Annotated in this window: 14 protein-coding genes; 5 read left to right on the top strand and 9 right to left on the bottom strand. The window is 63.3% G+C overall.

The window, feature by feature from the left end:
- Positions 1-8: 8 nt before the first annotated feature.
- The 4 genes from ACN0X9_RS05490 to ACN0X9_RS05475 all read right to left on the bottom strand — a co-directional run bounded on the left by ACN0X9_RS05490 (position 9) and on the right by ACN0X9_RS05475 (position 5573).
- Entirely contained in the window at positions 9-3092 is a 3084-nt protein-coding gene (locus ACN0X9_RS05490) for an efflux RND transporter permease subunit (protein ID WP_417479519.1), read from the bottom strand.
- Positions 3093-3234: 142 nt separating this feature from the next.
- Positions 3235-3894, bottom strand: coding sequence for a CoA transferase subunit B (locus tag ACN0X9_RS05485; protein WP_417486613.1), 660 nt, complete (start codon positions 3892-3894; stop codon positions 3235-3237).
- On the bottom strand, positions 3894-4598 hold the full coding sequence (locus ACN0X9_RS05480; protein WP_417486612.1) for a CoA transferase subunit A: 705 nt from the start codon (positions 4596-4598) through the stop codon (positions 3894-3896). Before ACN0X9_RS05480 ends, ACN0X9_RS05485 begins: the two co-directional genes overlap by 1 nt.
- A gap of 60 nt (positions 4599-4658) precedes the next feature.
- Positions 4659-5573, bottom strand: coding sequence for a YihY/virulence factor BrkB family protein (locus ACN0X9_RS05475; RefSeq protein ID WP_417479522.1), 915 nt, complete (start codon positions 5571-5573; stop codon positions 4659-4661).
- A 79-nt stretch (positions 5574-5652) separates the two neighbouring features.
- Here ACN0X9_RS05475 and ACN0X9_RS05470 point away from each other — a divergent pair, with 79 nt between their 5' ends.
- A complete protein-coding gene (locus ACN0X9_RS05470) occupies positions 5653-6645 on the top strand; it encodes a helix-turn-helix transcriptional regulator (RefSeq protein ID WP_417486611.1) in 993 nt (330 codons plus the stop codon).
- Positions 6646-6670: 25 nt separating this feature from the next.
- On the opposite strand, the gene ACN0X9_RS05465 is transcribed toward ACN0X9_RS05470, so the two are convergent.
- Positions 6671-6919 carry a hypothetical protein gene (locus tag ACN0X9_RS05465; protein ID WP_417486610.1) on the bottom strand — a complete coding sequence of 83 codons (249 nt, stop codon included), beginning with the start codon at positions 6917-6919 and terminating at the stop codon, positions 6671-6673.
- A gap of 331 nt (positions 6920-7250) precedes the next feature.
- On the opposite strand from ACN0X9_RS05465, the gene ACN0X9_RS05460 reads away from it, so the two are divergent.
- Positions 7251-8426: a pentapeptide repeat-containing protein gene (locus ACN0X9_RS05460; protein ID WP_417486609.1), complete on the top strand. Its 1176-nt coding sequence runs from the start codon at positions 7251-7253 to the stop codon at positions 8424-8426.
- Here ACN0X9_RS05460 and ACN0X9_RS05455 read toward each other — a convergent pair whose 3' ends face one another.
- Positions 8427-9521 carry a CaiB/BaiF CoA transferase family protein gene (locus tag ACN0X9_RS05455; protein WP_417486608.1) on the bottom strand — a complete coding sequence of 365 codons (1095 nt, stop codon included), beginning with the start codon at positions 9519-9521 and terminating at the stop codon, positions 8427-8429.
- A 95-nt stretch (positions 9522-9616) separates the two neighbouring features.
- Here ACN0X9_RS05455 and ACN0X9_RS05450 point away from each other — a divergent pair, with 95 nt between their 5' ends.
- Positions 9617-10933 (top strand): hypothetical protein, encoded by a 1317-nt coding sequence (locus ACN0X9_RS05450; RefSeq protein ID WP_417486607.1) that lies wholly within the window; start codon positions 9617-9619, stop codon positions 10931-10933.
- Positions 10934-10978: 45 nt separating this feature from the next.
- Here ACN0X9_RS05450 and mfd read toward each other — a convergent pair whose 3' ends face one another.
- Positions 10979-14458 (bottom strand): transcription-repair coupling factor, encoded by a 3480-nt coding sequence (mfd, locus tag ACN0X9_RS05445; RefSeq protein ID WP_417486698.1) that lies wholly within the window; start codon positions 14456-14458, stop codon positions 10979-10981.
- 44 nt (positions 14459-14502) lie between these two features.
- Positions 14503-14796, bottom strand: coding sequence for a succinate dehydrogenase assembly factor 2 (locus tag ACN0X9_RS05440; RefSeq protein WP_417486606.1), 294 nt, complete (start codon positions 14794-14796; stop codon positions 14503-14505).
- Positions 14797-14871: 75 nt separating this feature from the next.
- Here ACN0X9_RS05440 and recG point away from each other — a divergent pair, with 75 nt between their 5' ends.
- Complete coding sequence (gene recG, locus ACN0X9_RS05435) at positions 14872-16956, top strand: ATP-dependent DNA helicase RecG (RefSeq protein ID WP_417486605.1); 2085 nt, start codon at positions 14872-14874, stop codon at positions 16954-16956.
- Here recG and ACN0X9_RS05430 read toward each other — a convergent pair.
- Positions 16953-17624, bottom strand: coding sequence for a DUF502 domain-containing protein (locus tag ACN0X9_RS05430; protein WP_417486604.1), 672 nt, complete (start codon positions 17622-17624; stop codon positions 16953-16955). The two genes, recG and ACN0X9_RS05430, sit on opposite strands and share 4 nt — an antisense overlap.
- A 142-nt stretch (positions 17625-17766) precedes the next feature.
- On the opposite strand from ACN0X9_RS05430, the gene ACN0X9_RS05425 reads away from it, so the two are divergent.
- Positions 17767-18712: DUF3089 domain-containing protein (locus ACN0X9_RS05425; RefSeq protein ID WP_417486603.1), on the top strand; the 946-nt coding region annotated here is incomplete at its 3' end.

Here is an 18712-nt window from a genome sequence, read left to right as displayed (position 1 = left end):
AGTCAGGTCTATTCGGCCGAAACGGCTGAGGATGTGTGCGCAATACGCTGACGGGCTCCCTCGCCCAGCCGCAGCAGGCAGGGAATGAGGACGAGGGTGAAGACCAGGCTGATGCTCATGCCCCCAACGATCGCCGCCGCGAGGCCGCGATAGATCGCACTGCCCACACCCGGAACAAGCAGGAGCGGCAACATGCCCAGCAGGCTGGTCATGGTCGACATGAAAATCGGCCGGAGACGCATGTGCAGCGCCTGCTCCACCGCTTCGCGGCGACCCAGGCCCTCGCGCTCGCCCTGACGGGTCTGGTCGACCAGCAGGATAGCGTTGTTGATGACCAGGCCGAGCAGGATGACGAAGCCCATCATGGTCAAGAGGTCGAGCGGCTGGGTCACGAACAGGTTGAGAATCTGCAACATGGCGACCCCGCCGACCCCGGCCAGCGGGATCGAGACCAGCACCAGCACCGCATCACGCAGCGAGCGGAACATGCCGGCGAGGATCAGGAACAGGATTACCATCGCCATGCCCATATTCATCAGCATGGTGTTGACCGCCCGGTCGAGACTGTCGGCGCTGCCGCCATAGACCACTGTCCCGTCCGGCGGGAGTTCCGCGCGGATGGCCGGCTCGACCTCGTCCTGGACGACGGTCAGGATCTCTTCCAGAGATACGCCTTCAGGCTGGTTGATATTGATGGTCACCGTGCGGCGGCGGTTGAGACGCTGGATGCCCCCGACACCGACCTCTTCGCGCACCTGGACAAGATCGCCAAGGGGCACGACAGCGCCACTCGGCGTGGCGATGGGAAGCCCGGCCAGTTGGTCGGGTGTATCCCAGCCCTCCGACCTGAGGATGATGTTCATCCGGCTTTCGCCGTCGAAATACTCGCCAATGAACTGGCCATCGCCCAGCATGGCGATCATGCCGGCCACATTGCGGCGGGCCCAGCCGGCTTCCTGGATGCGCCGGTCATTGGGCACAAGAGTCAACCGCGGCTGGGTCGATTGCGGCGGCGGATTGGCATTGATGTTCACGCCCGGGAAGCGCTCGCGCAACATCTGCAGGCCGACCTGGGTGGCGCGCGCCCGTGCGCCCTCGTCAGAGGACTGGATATTGACCTGGATATTGCCGCCCTGGGCAAAGCCGCCGAACAAATTGCCCTGTTGGGCAAAGCCGACCACATCGGGAATACCGGTGATGATCTCCTCTCGGACGATCCGTTCCAGCTCGCCCACGCGTGACTGGTCCTGCACCCGGATGCCCGCCGTTGCGCCGCCACCGCCCGGGAAAGTCCCGAAATAATAATTACGCAGGGCCGGCTCGCGTTCGCCGCTCATATAGGGTTCGAGCCGCTCGACAATGGTCGCCGCGACCTCCTCTTCGATCCAGTCGAGATTGGATCCCGGCGGGAACATGAAGAAGGCATCCACCGCATCGCGCTTGACGGGCGGCAGGTAGTCCATCGCCGGACGCGAGAACCAGGTGAAGGCCAGTGGCAGGGCAATCAACAGGGCTGCAACACCGATCCGTCGGCGCGGGCTGTCGCTGACCGTCATCACCCAACCGGCGATACGGTTGAGGACGGGTTGTCGGGTGACGGTCGACCGGTCGCGGATCCAGTACTTTGCAGCGACCGGCAGGATGGTCACCGCCACGATCATCGAGATCGCCACCCCGACCGCGATGGTCACGGCAAGGTCAGCGAATATCTGCCCCTCGGCATTCCGCGTGAAGATGATCGGCAGGAAGATGGCGACAGTGGTTGTCGTCGAGGCCAGGAGCGCGCCCCAGACCTGTTGCGCGCCCTTGTCGGAGGCGGTGTCGGCGTCCTCGCCCGCCTCCCTTCGTCGGATGATATTCTCCAGCACGATAATCGCCGCGTCCATCACCATGCCGGTGGCAAAGGCCAAGCCCGCGAGGGAGATCACGTTCAGCGAGCGGCCCAGCAGGAACAGCACGATCAGGGTCGATAGCAAGGACACCGGAATGGCGAGCGAGATGATCAGCGTCGCCCGCGCCCGGCGCAGGAAGAGCCACAGGCCGAAGATCGCCAGGGCCACGCCCAACAGCAGATTGGTCCGAAGCAGGTCGATCGCCCGCATGATGAAGACCGACGCGTCGAAGGATGGCGCCATGATGAGCTGGCGCTCTTCCAGCAGCGTGGCATTGATCTCCGCGACCTCCGCCTTCACGGCGTCCAGGGCCGACAGGACATTGGCGCCCGGCTGGCGACGCACTTCGATGCCCATGGCCGGATTGCCGTTCTGATAGGTGAAGTTGTTGCGCTCGCCATAATTGACCGAGACCGTGGCAACATCGCCCAGCCGCACCGGCGTACCGTCGCGCCAGACAATCACCAGCTCGTCCAGTTCTTCCGGCTCGAACTCGCCCTCGAAGCGCATCTGGTAGGAACGCCGACCTATCTCGGCATTGCCGCCGGAGACGTCGGAATTATTGACGATGGCGCCGGATATCTGCGGCAGGGTGACGCCCAGCGCAGCAGCGCGATAGGGGTCAATGGTGACCTGCAATTCTTCCGGCCTCTGACCCCAGCCGATCTGCACGCTGGCAACGCCCGGGATCGCTTCCAGGCGCGGTATCACCGTATCTTCCACAAAGGCCGAGTAGTCGTGGATTTCGTTCGGATTATCCGGCAGGGCCTGCAAGAAGAACCAGATCAGGCTTTGCTGCGCATCACCGCCAAAACCGCCGATATTCGGACCGACCGCATCGCGGGGCAGAGGCGGCAATTGGGACAGGCGGTTCGATATGTCGATCGCCGTCTGGGTCATGTCGGTTTCGAGCGCGAAGGTCAGATTGATAAAGGCCGAGCCCTCACCCACAAACACCCGCATTTCCTCGAGACCGGGCAGACCCGTGAGCAATTGCTCCTGCGGCTCGATAATCTCGCTTTCCATTTCCAGCGGCGAGGCCGAGCGCCAGAATGTGGCGATATTGACCTGTGGTCGCTCGGTATCCGGGAATAGCTGGATCGGCAGACGCGTGAAGGCGACCACACCCATCAGCACGATCAACGCAATGCCGACAAAAACGGCAGCCGGATTGTTCAATGACAGACGTGTCAGTGGCATGTGAATCTCCCTCGCCCGCCTGTCTTAACCGGACACGCCCGTGTGCGAAGGTGAAACCCGGATTAAACAATGCTAAGGCGGCTCACGCTTTGGTGAACCGCCCTTGCCATTTCCGGTAATCGTGCTGGGTCAAACTGCGGTGTCAGGCCGCTTCGTGCTCAACCAGCTTGGCCGCAACCGTGTATTTCGCTTCGGTCTGCTCGGCGACCAGATCGAGCGAAACGCCCGGGGCCAACTCGATCAGTTCCAGACCGTCCTCGACCACATCGAACACGCCCAGCGTGGTGATGATGCGGTGGACACAGGCCTGACCGGTCAGCGGAAGGGTGCATTCCTTGAGCAGCTTCGGCTCACCCTTCTTGTTGGCGTGATCCATGATCACCACGACGCGCTTGACGCCGGCGACCAGATCCATCGCGCCGCCCATACCCTTGACCAGCTTGCCGGGGATCATCCAGTTGGCGATATCGCCGCGCTCGGAGATTTCCATCGCGCCCAGGATCGACAGGTCGATATGGCCGCCACGGATCATGCCAAAACTGTCGGCTGAAGAGAAATAGGAGGTCCGGCGCAGCTCGGTGATGGTCTGCTTGCCGGCATTGATCAGGTCCGGATCAACCTCGTCGTCATAGGGAAAGGGCCCCATGCCCAGCATGCCGTTTTCCGACTGCAGGGTGACGTCGATATCCTCGGCGATGTGGTTGGCGACCAGGGTCGGGATGCCGATGCCGAGATTGACGTAGAAACCGTCTTCCAGTTCCTGTGCGGCACGGGCCGCCATATCATCACGTGTCCAGGCCATTATGCGACCTCCCTTTCACGAATGGTGCGTTGTTCGATCCGCTTTTCGAAACTGCCGACGAACAGGCGCTGGACGAAGATGCCCGGCGTGTGAATTTCGTCGGGATCGAGCGAGCCGAGCTCGACGATTTCCTCGACCTCGGCCACGGTGACCTTTCCGGCCGTTGCCATCATCGGATTGAAGTTACGGGCGGTCTTGCGGAAGACCAGATTGCCCTGCGGGTCGGCCTTCCAGGCTTTCACGATCGAGACATCAGCCTTCAGACCGGTTTCCATGATGAAGGTCTCGCCGTCGAACTCGCGATGTTCCTTGCCCTCGGCGATCAGCGTGCCGACCCCGGTCTTGGTGAAGAAGCCGGGAATGCCGGCGCCGCCGGCGCGGATGCGCTCGGCGAGTGTGCCTTGCGGGTTGAATTCCAGTTCCAGCTCGCCGGACAGGAATTGGCGCTCGAACTCCTTGTTCTCACCGACATAGGAGGAGACCATTTTCTTGATCTGCTTGGCGTCCAGAAGGACACCGAGACCAAAGCCGTCGACGCCGCAATTGTTGGATATCACGGTCAGATCGCGGACGCCGGACTTGTGCAGGGCGGCGATCGAATTTTCCGGAATGCCACACAGGCCGAACCCGCCGGCCATGATCGTCATCCCGTCGAAGACCAGCCCGTCAAGCGCGGCCTGGGCGTCGGCAAATATCTTTTTCATGCGAACCCCGTCTCGAAGTTGATATTCGGTTCATGTTTATATCGCAGTCGCAGCAAATAGCTAGCCCGAGCCTGCCATCGTCTCACCTTCATCGCGCGATGCACGCACCCGATTGTCGACTTCCATGGCCAGGGCACCACCAAAAAACACGGCATAGGCTGACCAATAAATCCACAGCAGGAAGACGACAAGTGCACCAAGTGAGCCATAGACGCTAAAATCGATCACTTCGCCGACATAGGTCGAAAATCCCTTCGAAAGCCCCAGCCACAGTGCGGTAGCGACAAGCGCGGCGGCAGTCGAGGCACGCCAGCTGACCGCCTCCTTCCGCTTCTTCATTGTCACCCGGTAGAGGAGCTCCAGGGCAATGAACATGAAACCGCCCGCCACGGTCCATTCATTGACGATAGCCCCCAGATCAAGCGCCTCCACACCCAACGCCTGGGCGAGGCGGGCCAGCAGAACCGGGATCAGAAGCACGGCGAGATTGGCAGCCGTCAGCAAGGCTCCGCCGACCAGAACACTCATCATTGCGAGGATGTTGAACTGGACGATATTGCGAATATCGCGATCTTCCGCGAGATGATTGAGCCCGGCGATGATCGCCTTGACGCCGCGGGATGCCGCAAACAGGGCAATCATCAGGGCGATGAAGCCGTTCAGCGACAGGGCGGCAATCGGGGCGTCGGCCAGCCGGCCCATCTGGCCGAGCACAAAATCCTGGGCGCCAGGCGGCATGATCTCGGCGAAACGCGCGATCTGCTGCTCGGCATCCGAAACCGAGAAGATGAGACCATAGACCGACATCGCCAGGGCGATGGCCGGAAACAAAGCCAGCATGCCGAAGAAGGAGGCACCGCCGGCAAACAGCATCACATCGCGCGCCATCGAGCGGCTGATCGCCGCAATGATGACGCTGAGAACGCGGACCAGCAGATGAGACTGGCGCGGGGTCGGGTTGAGTGGTTCGTCCATGTCCTGTCGAATGCAATTCACACGCCGGTGAGTCTATCAGATCGCCCGGCAATACAGCAGCGCAATTCAGGAAGACACCATGTCCTTTGGCAAAGCGGTTGATCTGTTGCAGCTGGCCCGCATGGCCAGCAATTACAGCGGTGTGTCACTGACCGAGATCGAACGTGAGTTCGGCTGTGTCCGCCGGACCGCCCAGCGCATGACCCAGGCGCTTGAACAGGTCTTTGCCGATACGGAAGACCATGTTGATGACGAAGGCATAAAGCGATGGCGTGTCCCGAGGCGCCGGGTCGGTGAATTCTTTGCCCCACAGGCCGACGAGGTCGCGGCTCTGGAACTGGCGCTGTCCACCCTCGAACGCGAAGGGCTTGCCCGCGAGGCCGGGCAATTACGCAGCCTGCGCTCGAAGATCGACCTTTTGATGCCGGACCGCGGCCGGGCCCGGGTCGAAGCCGACGAGGAAGCCTTGCTGGAAGCCATGGGGCATGCCGCCCGCCCCGGCCCGCAGCCAGCCTCCGACCCCGAGGTCGACGCCGCCATCGCGCAAGCGCTCAAGGGGCCCTTTGTCTTGAAAATCCGGTATCGGGGGCGGCGCGACGAGACCGCTCGCGAGCGCTGGATCGAGCCCTACGGCCTGCTGTTGGGCGCGCGGCGCTATCTGGTCGGTCGCGACCGGGACCGTGAGGACGGCCATATGCGGCACTTCCGCGTCGAGGACATCGAGGTCGCCGAAGCCACTGAAGACTGGTTTGCCCGTCTCGACGGGTTTGACTTTGATGCCTACGCCAACCGCGCCTTCGGGGTGTTCCAGGATGACCGGGAGTTTGGCGAGGTGGTCTGGCGTTTCACCGCCCGGGCAGCCCCTCATGCGGCGCGCTACCGCTTCCATCCCGGCCAGACTAGCGAGACCGGAGACGACGGCTCACTGACTATTCGGTTCGAAGCCTGTGGCTGGCTGGAAATGTGCTGGCACCTCTACGCCTGGGGTGATCAGGTAGAGGTGCTCGCTCCAACAGAGCTCGCCGAGATGGTCAACGACCACCGACGCAGTGATTTTCCCGGTCTACCCTGAGCCGGGTTCAGGAACTGAACCGTCCTCAGCGGATTGCGATCCGAACGGTTTCGGCCGGCAGCCAGGACGGCATGGAATGGCCTTCCGATGTGCTCATCGCCAACTGATAGCCCTTGTTGAGATAGCGACAGACCGAGCGCAGGTCCTCGACATGCAGGCAGTCGATCTCGTCTCCCGGACGCTGCATGCGATAAAAACCGTCGCGGAACCGGTGCGGGACCATGTTGCGCAGTCCGCTGACGCCATCGACATATGCATTGATTGCGATTGCCATTGTGATCTCTCCATCGCGCTTTCGCTTCGTTGAGGATCACTATGACGGCGACGCGAGACAAAAACTGTCATCCCTCGATCGCGTGCGCAGCAAGGCGCCCACAAAAAAGAAACGCCGGTCATTGGGGGTGACCGGCGTTTCGGGGGCTATCTTTACGATATCGAGCTCAACGAACGAGCGAGGGACTGAAAAGGGTGTCCGCTGATCTCGATACTGAAAATGGCGCATGGCCCCTGAACCCGACATGAACACTTTCTTGAACAAAATGGGTTGGTCTATCCTGAGACATCCATTCGCCTCCGCCCCCGCTGCCTGACCGGACTTCCCCGCCTTGCCCAGCACAGCCCCCTCCCCGATCAACCAGCAACAGCTGGACCGGATTTGCGATGCCCACAAGCGTTTGCTTCAAGGCAAGCCGGACGGCTGTCTGGCGAGCTTGCGGGATACCGACCTGCAGGGACTGTCCCTCGCGCGGCGGGACCTGCGTGATGCGGACCTGCGCGGCAGTATTCTGACGGGATGCGATCTGGAAGGCGCAGATCTCCGCGGCGCACGATTGGCCGGCGCCAGCCTGGAACAGGCTCGACTGACCGCCGCCCGGCTCGACCGCGCCGATTTGCGCGGTTGTGACCTGACTGGCGCCAACCTCACCGCAGCCCGTTGCGCCGGCGCGGATTTTCGCGAGCTCGCCGCTCCGTCCGGCGATGGCAGCCCGGCCGCTTCGAAGTCACGGGCAACCAAGCTGAATGCTGCCGTCCTGTCCGGCGCCGTGCTCGACCAGGCACGCCTCGCCGGTGCCAGTGCGGTCGGTGCCCGATTCGAAGAAACCCGCCTGGCCGGCGCACGGTTTAATAGGGCCGACCTGACCGGGGCGGTGTTCGCCAACGCGCTGTTCAACAGCACATCATTTGCCAGCGCCAACCTGACCGATGCCGATTTCCGCAATACCAGCGAGGAACACGGGGATCGGTCGATGGCAACAACCAAGGGGCTGCTTGTCGGTCGGCTGCCGGATGAACCGGAGCTGCCGGACCTGCCTCCGGATACCGACGATCGCTCGGCCCAGCAACGAATCGATGACCACGTCCTGAGGGTGAGGACCGGCGGTCAGCAGGGCGATCCCGCCCGCCTCGACGGCATTGACCTGCGCGGCGTGACCGGTACGGCAGGCGCTATGCTGACAGCCTTGCAGGCGGTGCGAGCCAACATGTCCGGCCTCGATTTGAGGGGCGCCGAATTGCAGGGTGCGCGTCTCAGTCAGGCTGATCTGCGCGGCTGTGACCTGCGTGACAGCGATTTGCGCGGCGCCGACCTGTCGGGCGCCAATCTCTCGCATGCCGATCTGCGCGGTGCCCGCCTGGACCCTCTGGCGCTCGGCGGTGGCCGGTCTGTTCCCACTAATCTGCGGGGCGCGCGATTGCGCTTTGCCGATCTGCGTGATTGCCGACTGGCCGGTGCAAATACCGACCACGCGGACTTCGGACACGCCCGGGGCGCACCGGCCTGATCAATCAGTCGGAAGCCAGTCGGCCAGAACCGTTTCGCGGTCCGCGCCCGGTTTTCCGGCGCTGCCCTGGATAGCCCCCGGAGTGCGCGAGAAACGCGGTGCCGGCGCCGCTTGTCGCACACCCTCGACCTCGACATAGACGCCCCGTTCTTTCATGTGCGGATGGCGGGCCGATTCCTCGTAGGTCAGGACCGGCGCGAAACAGGCGTCTGTGCCTTCCAGCAGATCGCACCAATGCTGGCGTGGCTGCGACCTGAAGAGGGCAGCGAGCGCTTCCTTGGCTTCGCTCCACCCTTTCCCCGTCCAGTCAGCCGGCCAGGCCTGCCCGTCAAACCCGGTTTTTTCGCACAGCAAGGCGTAGAACTCCGGTTCCAGGGGCCCCACCGAAACGAACGCGCCATCAGCGCATTCATAGACCGAATAGAAATGTGCGGCCCCGTCGAGCAGATTGGTCCCCCGTTCCGGCGACCACAGGCCGAGGGCGGCGAGCTGGTGCTGCGAGGCCATGAGAGAGGTTGCACCGTCAACAATGGCCGCATCAACGACCTGCCCCTCGCCGGTTGCGCGGGCATGGTGCAATGCCGCCAGGACACCGAAACCGAGATACATGGCTCCGCCTCCAAAATCTCCAACGAGATTGAGCGGGATGGCGGGCTTGTCCCGGTCACCGATCGCCCCCAACGCGCCTGTCAGGGCGACATAATTGAGGTCATGCCCGGCGGCGTGGGCGAGCGGGCCATACTGCCCCCATCCGGTCATGCGGCCGTAGACAAGCGCCGGGTTGCGCTCGAGCGCGACATCGGGACCCAGGCCCAGACGCTCCATGACGCCGGGCCGGTAGCCTTCCAGGAGGATGTCCGCCGCCCCGATCAGGCGCCGCGCCGTTTCGAGCTCGCCCTCGTCCTTGAGATCCAGCCCGACCGAACGGCGACCGCGGGCGAGGACATCGGCCGGGCCAAGCCCGTGTGCACCAGGCCGGTCGATGCGCACGACGTCCGCCCCCATGTCCGACAACATCATGGCGCAGAACGGGGCCGGTCCCAGACCGACAAATTCCAGCACCTTAACGCCTTTTAGAGGACCTTGCGCTTTCATGGGGGTTCACCTCGCGAATCATTCGTTTTGAAAGCGTGGCACTTGTGACAAACTCGCGAAACACCGGAGGACCGGGGACGATGGCAGGGGGACGAATGGGACGCACATTGGACGTCCTTGTTTTTGGCATGTCCGACGGCGTTGAAGCCTTGTCCGAAAAGCTCGGACGGCTCGCGCTGAACTGTCGCCTCGTCCGTGCGGACAGCCCGCCAGCCCGCCGACATCATTATTGGGCCGTCGGCGTCATCCTCGCCGAATGCGACCGTGATGTTGAGGATGGCCTCAAGGCGTTCGAACGTTTTGCGCCAGGTGATCGCCCGACCCTCGTGGTCGGACCGGACAGTTACGGAACAGACGAACAGGTTGATGCCTGGATCCGGGAACCGGCAACACCGGTCCAGATCGCCGCCCGCGTCCGCGCCCTGTTCCGCCTGCACACGATGGAAATCATCGCCCGTCGCCGCACCGAAGTCAGCGCGCTCTACGGTCAGAAGGCAGGCCTTGTGGAACGCCAGGACCAGCCGCCCTGCATCCTCTATGTCGGCGATGCCTCACCCCGTTTCATGGCGCTCCAGCACACACTCGCATCCGTGGATGCCGATGTGGTTGCCGCCTTTTCCTCCTACTCGGCTTTCGACTATCTGCATGAGCGCGCGTTCGACGCTGTTGTGCTCAATGCGGAAGGCAAGCGCGATATCGCCTTCACAATTTCCTCGGCCATGCGACGCAATGCCCGGCTCTATCACACACCGGTCCTGCTCCTGACCGACGATGTCGACCCCGATGCCTCGGAAGAAGCCTTCGCACGGGGTGTGTCCGATCTCCTGCCACGAGGCACGGATGATGCCGAATTGCGTGAACGAGTCCTGACACTCACCTCTGAACGGCGCCGCCGCCGCGAAGCCAAGGCGACGCTGGAATCCTGTCGGGACACTCGCTCCCTCGACATTGAAACAGGGCTGTTCCACCCCTCATTCCTGACGTCCCACGTTGAGGACCTGCTCCAGGCCAGCGCCAGCGACACACTGCATTTCTCGATGATTGCGCTTCAGGTCCTTTTGCCGGACGGCTCGGAGCGTCCGGATGACATTTCGTCGGAAAAGGCGCGGCGCCAGTTTGCAGCCATGCTGCGACACCTGCTGCGCACCGAAGACGCGGCTGCCCGGTTCGACGAGGACATCTTCCTCGCTGTCCTGCCTTTCACCGATACGGTCGGGATTGATTGCGTAGCATCACGCGTCGCGGCGATTGCCGAGTGTACGGCCTTTGAAAGCGACGATCCGCTGCGGCCGTTCAGGCTCAGCGTCCGGGCCGCACCGGTTCCAACGCGTCCCGGAGAGACAGCCGACATGATGATCGACCGGGCGCGCCGCAGCCTGATACGGCCAAATCCGGTCATCGCCAGCGCCTGACCCCACGGATCGCCCGCCAAAGCAACCGAACGCCAAGAACAGGCGTCAGGCGTCCGTCTGCCTTGCCTTGACGGCCATGTCGGCCAGCGGGGCGATAGCCCGCTCGATCGCCCGCAACCGGTCCTCCGGCTCATCCCATTCAGCCCGCAAAACAAGTTTCAGATCGGGCCTGACCTTGAACAGGGCCGGATTGGCCGAAATGTGCGCTACCAGACCGGCAGGATCGGCAAAGCGATCATTGCGCAGATGAATGACGGCCCCCTTGGGACCGGCATCGACCTTCTCGATCCCGGCCTTCTTGCACAGTGCCTTGACGGCCACGACGCGCAGCAGGGTTTCGACTTCCTTGGGAAGCGGACCGAAGCGATCAATCAGCTCAGCGGCATAGCCTTCACGCTCGGTCTTGTTGTCGAGCGAGGACAGGCGTCGGTACAGCTGCAGGCGGACGTCCAGATCAGGAACATAATGGTCCGGAATCAACACGGCACCACCGGCATTGATCTGCGGTGACCAATCGCCCTCCTCCAGCTCGTCACCACCGGATCGCAGGGAGGCGACCGCTTCTTCCAGCATGGATTGATAGAGCTCGACGCCAACATCGCGGATATGGCCGGACTGTTCCTCGCCCAGCAGATTGCCCCCGCCGCGCAGATCGAGATCGTGGGAGGCCAGCGTGAAACCGGCACCCAGAGAATCGAGGGATTGCATCACCTTCAGGCGCTTTTCGGCACTCTCGGTGATCTTCTGGCGCATCGGCGTTGTCAGATAGGCATAGGCCCGCGTCTTGGAGCGACCGACCCGGCCGCGCAGCTGATAGAGTTGCGACAGGCCGAAACGATCGGCCCGGTGGATGATCAGCGTGTTGGCGGTCGGGATGTCGATGCCGGACTCCACGATCGTCGTCGACAGGAGGACGTCATAGCGGCCCTCATAGAAGGCGGTCATGATGTCCTCGAGCTGGGACGCCGCCATCTGGCCATGAGCCGCCACGAAGCTCACCTCCGGCACGCTCTCGCGCAGGAAGCGGGTAGTCTCTTCCAGATCGGTGATCCGCGGCACGACAAAGAAGGCCTGCCCGCCCCGGTATTTCTCCCGCAAGAGCGCTTCTCGGACACTCACCGGATCAAACGGCGCGACATAGGTGCGCACGGCCAGGCGATCGACCGGCGGTGTGGCGATGATCGACAGGTCACGAATGCCGGTCAGGGCCAGTTGCAGCGTGCGCGGAATGGGTGTCGCGGTCAGGGTGAGCACATGCACGTCGGAGCGCAGCTCCTTGAGGCGCTCCTTGTGTTTGACCCCGAAATGCTGCTCCTCATCGACGACCAGCAGCCCGAGATCGCGGAATTTCACGGTCTTGGCCAATAACGCATGGGTGCCAATCACGATCTCGACCTGGCCGGCGGCCAGCTCGTCGCGCGTCGCCTTGGCTTCCTTGGCTGTCACCAGGCGCGACAGGAGCCGGGCTTTCACCGGCCAGCCGCGGAAACGGTCGCTGAACGTCTTGAAATGCTGCCGCGCCAGAAGGGTTGTCGGCGCCACCACCGCGACCTGCTGGCCACTGAGCGCCACCACAAAGGCGGCCCGCAGCGCGACCTCGGTCTTGCCGAAACCGACATCGCCGCAGATGAGACGATCCATCGGGCGGCCGCGGCCCAGGTCGGTCAGCACGTCGTCGATGGCGTTCAGCTGGTCATCCGTCTCCGGATAGGGAAAGGCTGAACAGAATTCGTCGAAGGCGCCGCTGGACGTCTCGATCGGCTCGGCCTTTCGGGCCAGCCGTTCCGCCGCGATCTTGATCAACTGATCGGCCATGTCGCGCAGGCGCTTCTTGGCCTTGGCCTTGCGCGCCTGCCAGGCCACGCCGCCGAGCTTGTCGAGCTGGGCGGTTTCCGACTCGGCACCATAGCGGGACAAAAGCTCGATATTCTCGACCGGCAGGTAGAGCTTGGCCTGGCCGGAATATTCCAGCTCGATACAATCGTGCGGCGCGTCCTGCACGGGCAAGGTCTTCAGGCCGATGAAACGGCCAAGACCGTGATCGGCATGGATGACCAGATCACCCGGCGACAGCGACCCGGCCTCGACGATGATATCGGCGGATTTGCGCTTCTTGCGCGGACGGGCCAGGCGGTCACCGAGAATGTCCTGTTCCGACAGAACCGCCAGAGTCTCGGTTTCAAAACCCCGCTCGAGCGGCAGCACGGCGCGGCACACGCCGCCCTTGCCGCCTGCGGGCACATCCGACCATTTGTCGAGCAACGGGATACGGGAGATGCCGTGATCGCCCAGCACGCTGGCCAGGCGTTCCGACGCGCCGCCGGTCCAGGAGGCCAGCATGACGGTCTTGCCCGACGACGACAGCGCCTTGATATGCGTCGCGACCGCGTCGAACACATTGGTATTTTCGGCTGCCCGCTCAGCGGCAAAGCCGCGCCCCTGCTTGCCGGCAACATCAATAGTTTGCGGGCCCGGTTCGCGGAAGGCGGTGTAGCGTCGTACAGGCCGGTCCGCCAAAGCCGTGTCCCATTCGCCGTCGGCGAAATAAAGTGCGTCGGCCGGCAAGGCCCGATAGGTCGGCGCCGACAGGGCTGATTCATGGCGGGTCTCGCCCGCCGCGATCCGCGAGTCGTAATAGTCGGCAATCTGGCTCAGACGCTCATCGAGGGCTTCATGGGCAAGGTGGTCGACGGCGATCAGGCTGCCATTCGGCAAATAGTCGAACGGCGTGTCGAGACGCTCATAAAAGAGCGGCATCCAGTGCTCGACGCCCGCCGGCCGGGCGCCGGCGCTGACGGCTTCATAAACCGGGTCACTGCCGCGAGAGGCGCCGAATGTCTTCACGAATCCGGCCCGGAAACGCGAAACACTGGCCTCGTCCAGCAGGACTTCGCTGACCGGCGTGAATTCGATCGACTTGATCTGTCGCAGGGATCGCTGGGTTTCCGGGTCGAAGGCCCGGACCGATTCCAGCGTGTCACCAAAAAAGTCGAGGCGAACCGGTTCAGCCGCGCCCGGCGGGTAGACATCAACGACGCCGCCGCGGACCGCGAAATCCCCCGGCTCCATCACGGTTGCGGCGCGTGAATAGCCATTCGCGGTGAAGTGGCGGACCAGCACATCCACATCGAGGCTGGCGCCGGGCCGGATCGACAGGCCGGACCCCTCCAGCACCGATCGCGGCGGACAGCGTTGCGCCATGGCATTGACGGTGGTGACGACCAGGGTCGCCTGACCCGACTGCCCCGACGCCAGCCTGGCCAGCGTTGCAGCGCGACGGGCTGCCACCCGCGGGCTTGGCGAGATCCGGTCATAGGGCTGACAGTCCCAGGCCGGCAGGCGCAACAATTCGATATCAGGCGCAAAGAATTGCAGGGCCGAGACGAAAGCCGCAGCCCGCGAATCGTCGCGTGCGATGAACACATTGACGCCGCCGCGCAGCCTGGCCGTGTCGGCAAACACCAGAGCGTCCAGGCCTTCCGGCGCACCACAGACGGTCGCCGTCCCGTGAACGGCGGCAATCATCTCGAGCTCAGACACTCCGCTTGTCGTCTCAGTCGCCACCGCGTCTATTCCTTGGGCCCGTCGCCAAAGGCGGCGTCCGCATCGACGCGAAAGGTCTTGAGCGCGTCCATAACCGGGCCGTCAAATTGGTCCGGAGTTGGTTCCTTGCCAATGATCCAGGCGTAGATATCAGCGTCATTTTCATCGAGCAGACGTTCAAAGTCGTCGACTTCGGCAGGCGTCAGCCCATCAAGCCGGGCATCTGCAAAACGGCCCAGGATGAGGTCGGCTTCCTTGAACCCGCGCCGCCAGGCCCGGATCCGCAGCTTCTTGCGCTGGATCTCAGTGTCATCGGTCATGCCCGCGCATATAGTCTGCCGGATCGCCGCCGTCGACCGGTGGCAGCGGCGCAACTTGCCGATAAGGTGCACAACATGCGCCCCGAGATTCTCTTTCCCCTGTTCCAGGACGTCACCAAACTTCCCGGCATCGGCCCGCGACTGGCGACGCTGGTCGAGAAAGTGTGTGGCGGGCGGATCCGCGATGTGCTGTTCACACCACCGACCGGTCTGGTCGACCGGACCCGACGGGTCACCATTACCGACGCGCCGACGGGCGAGATCGTCACCCTCACCGCGACGGTTGAGACCCATATCCCGGCGCAGCGCCAGGGCCAGCCCTACAAAGTCCGATTGCGCGACGAGACCGGGTTTCTTCACCTCATATTTTTCCACGCGCGGCGTGACTATCTGACCAAGCTTCTGCCCGAAGGGGAGACCCGCGTGATCTCCGGCAAGGCAGAACGCTTCGGTTCCGAAATCCAGATCGTGCACCCCGACCTGGTGATCACCGAGGACGAAGCGTCCGAGATGGCGCTGGTCGAACCCGTCTATCCCCTGACCGCCGGCCTGACCGCGAAGGTCATGCGCAAGGCCGTTGCCGGCTCGCTGACCTTTGTTCCTCAATTGCCCGAATGGATCCCCGGCGACCTCCGCGGCACGCACGCCTGGCCAGCCTTCAAGCCGGCCCTCAAAGCCATCCACACCCCACAAAGCTCCAGCGCGCTGGACGCTGGAGCGCCGGAACGCGAACGTCTGGCCTTTGACGAGATCTTCGCCCGTCAACTCGCCCTGCAGATCGTCCGCGCCCATCGTCGGGCGCAATCCGGGCGGGCTCTGAACGGCTCGGATGAAGCCGCCAGTGCCGTGCTGAAGGCAGCCCCCTTCCAGCCGACGAGGGCACAGATGCGAGCCTTCGAGGAAATACGGACCGACATGCAATCCGACGCCCGGATGACCCGCCTGCTGCACGGGGATGTCGGCGCCGGCAAGACCTTTGTCGCCGCCCTCGCCGCCGCCCATGCCGCCGGTGCCGGCGTTCAGACGGCAATCATGGCGCCGACCGAAATTCTGGCCAGGCAACACGAGAAGACACTCTCGCAAATGCTTGAACCGGCGGGACTATCGGTCGTCGCGCTGACGGGCCGGGACAAGGGCAAGGCACGGGCGGCCATCCTCGAGCGCATGGCCAACGGCGATGTCGATGTGGTGTGCGGCACACATGCCCTGTTCCAGGACGGGATCGAGTTTTCCGATCTGGGGCTTGTCGTCATTGATGAGCAGCATCGGTTCGGCGTGTCCGACCGGATGCGCCTGACATCCAAGGGGCAGCGCCCGGACACGCTGGTGATGACCGCGACTCCGATCCCGCGCACGCTGTCGCTGGCGGTCTACGGCGATCTGGATGTGTCGCGCCTCGACGAAAAACCCGCTGGCCGTATTCCGCCGGACACGCGCCTGGTGTCGATGGACCGGCTCGACGAGGTGGTCGAGGGCGTTCGCCGGGCAATCGGGCGGGGTGATCGGGTCTATTGGGTCTGTCCGCTGGTCGAAGAAAGCGAGATGTCCGAGCTCTCCGCCGCCGATGATCGCTGGCGTCATCTGCGCGCGGCGCTGGGCGATGACCGCGTCGGCCTTCTGCACGGCCGCATGAAGCCGGCGGAGAAGGAAGACATCGCCACCCGCTTCCGGGCAGGCGAAATGGATGTGCTGGTTGCCACCACGGTGATCGAGGTCGGCGTTGATGCGCCCGATGCCACGGTGATGATCATCGAACATGCCGAACGCTTTGGCCTGGCCCAATTACACCAGTTGCGCGGCCGCGTCGGTCGCGGCGACAAGCCTTCCTCCTGCCTGCTGCTCTACAAGGCGCCGCTGGGCGAGACCGCTCGCGCCCGTCTGGAAATGATGCGCGAGACCGATGACGGTTTCCAGATCGCCGAAGAAGACTGGCGATTGCGCGGTGCCGGCGATCCGCTAGGCCTGCGCCAGAGCGGTCTGCCGCAATTCCGTCTGGCCGACCTGGAGCAACATGCCGAGCTGATCGAGCTGGCCAATGACCACGCCCGTCTGATCGTTCACCAGGATCCGGATCTGAAGGGCGACACCGGCGACGCCCTGCGCACCCTGCTCTACCTGTTCGATCACGATCAGGGCGTACGCTTCCTGCGCTCCGGCTAGTCGGGTTGGACCGGGTCAAAGATCTCACGTGGCAGGGTCGCCTTGACCTCGTCCGGAAGCTTGTCCGGCGTGACCATGCCGAACGAGATGATCAGCTTGGCGGCCTCCTCGACAGTCATGTCGACATGGATTGTGTTCGAGCGCGGGGTGTACAGCAAGAAACCGGACGTCGGATTGGGTGTTGTCGGCACAAACAGCGCGACGACATCCTCACTGATCTTGTGTTTGAGGTCGCCCCGCCCCTCGGCCGAGACAAAGGCGACAACATACAGTCCCTTCATCGGGTATTCGATCAGCACCACTTCCTTGAAGGAATTGGCTTTTCCGGAAAACACCGTTTCCATGATCTGCTTCAGGGCGCCATAGACATTGCGGACCAATGGAACGCCATTGAGGATGCGGTCACCGATCCCGATCAAGGTTCTGCCGAAAATATTCGCCGCCAGGGCACCCAGCGCCGTCAACAGCAGGACGGCGATCAACACGCCCAGGCCGGGAATGGTGAAGTCGGCCGGCAGATAGGTCTCGGGATTGTAGCGGGCCGGGATCAGGGGCTTGACCACATTGTCGACGAAGCCGACGAATGTGACAATCAGATAGAGGGTCACGCCGAGGGGGGTGGCAATGACGATACCGGTCAGGAAACTGTTGCGAAGCCAGCGAAACATGGTGTTCCCATTCAATTGACGCCGGACAGGCGTAAGCACTACCCCCCGGCAGCCGTGTCAGCATAGGGTAAGGCAAATCGGTCGCCAATCGCCTCGCCGGACAACTTGCAGGCCAATAGACAAACAAGGGTTGAAAAGTCAGATGCTCGCAAATCCGATCACGATCGCGCGCTGGATGATCGTCACCGGGATTGCCGGACTGCTGGTGATCGCGGCTCTGGCCAGCTGGTTCCTGCGTGACCAGATCTACCAGACCTTCCAGGACCCTGGCGAACCTTTCCAGACCTATACGCCGCCCGATGGTGCCGATTACGCGCGAGCGGATGCCTGGTACGCGACCGGCACGTTTGCCGAGGCGGATGAACCGGCTGTCTTTTTCATCCATCCGACGACGTATTCCGGTGGGTCGAACTGGAATGCGGACCTGGACAAGGAAAGCGCCAATCGCGCCGTCGTCGAGATCGCCCTGCCAAACTACGCCGCACCGTTTGCCCGATCCGGCGTCCTGTTCGCCCCCCGCTACCGCCAGGCAGCGCTGTATGCCTTCATGAACAATCGCGAGGACAGCGTGCAGGCACGCCTGTTTGCCCATCAGGATATCGAGCGGGCCTTCGCGCAATTCCTCGCCGAAACCGGCGACACCCGCCCGATCATCCTGGCCGGGGTCGGCCAGGGCGGATTCCATGCCTTGGGCCTGCTGCTCAACCAGGTCGCCGACGCCCCCGACATTCATTCCCGTCTGGTCGCCGCCTACATCATCGACTCACCGGTTCCCCTCGACCTGTTCGAAAACGCCTTGGTCACGATTCCGCCGTGTGAAACAGCGGAGGATGTGCGGTGCGTTCACGCCTACTCCCACGCCCGACCCGACGAGGCAGACCGGATCCGCATTCTCACTGAACGCACAATGAGCTGGCGCCCGGATGGCGATCTGTCTTTCGTCGAAGGGCGCGGACTGCTTTGCGTCAATCCAGTGCTGGGCGCTCGGACCAGTGAATACGCCTCGGCCCGCCAGCATCGCGGCGGCGTGGCGGCGGAAGGCCTGCCCCTGGACACCACACCGGCGCCGATCCCCGGCCAGACCGGGG

This window comes from Maricaulis sp. (genome assembly GCF_048268525.1).
GTDB lineage: Bacteria > Pseudomonadota > Alphaproteobacteria > Caulobacterales > Maricaulaceae > Maricaulis.
This window is presented reverse-complemented; position numbering and strand designations above follow the sequence as displayed.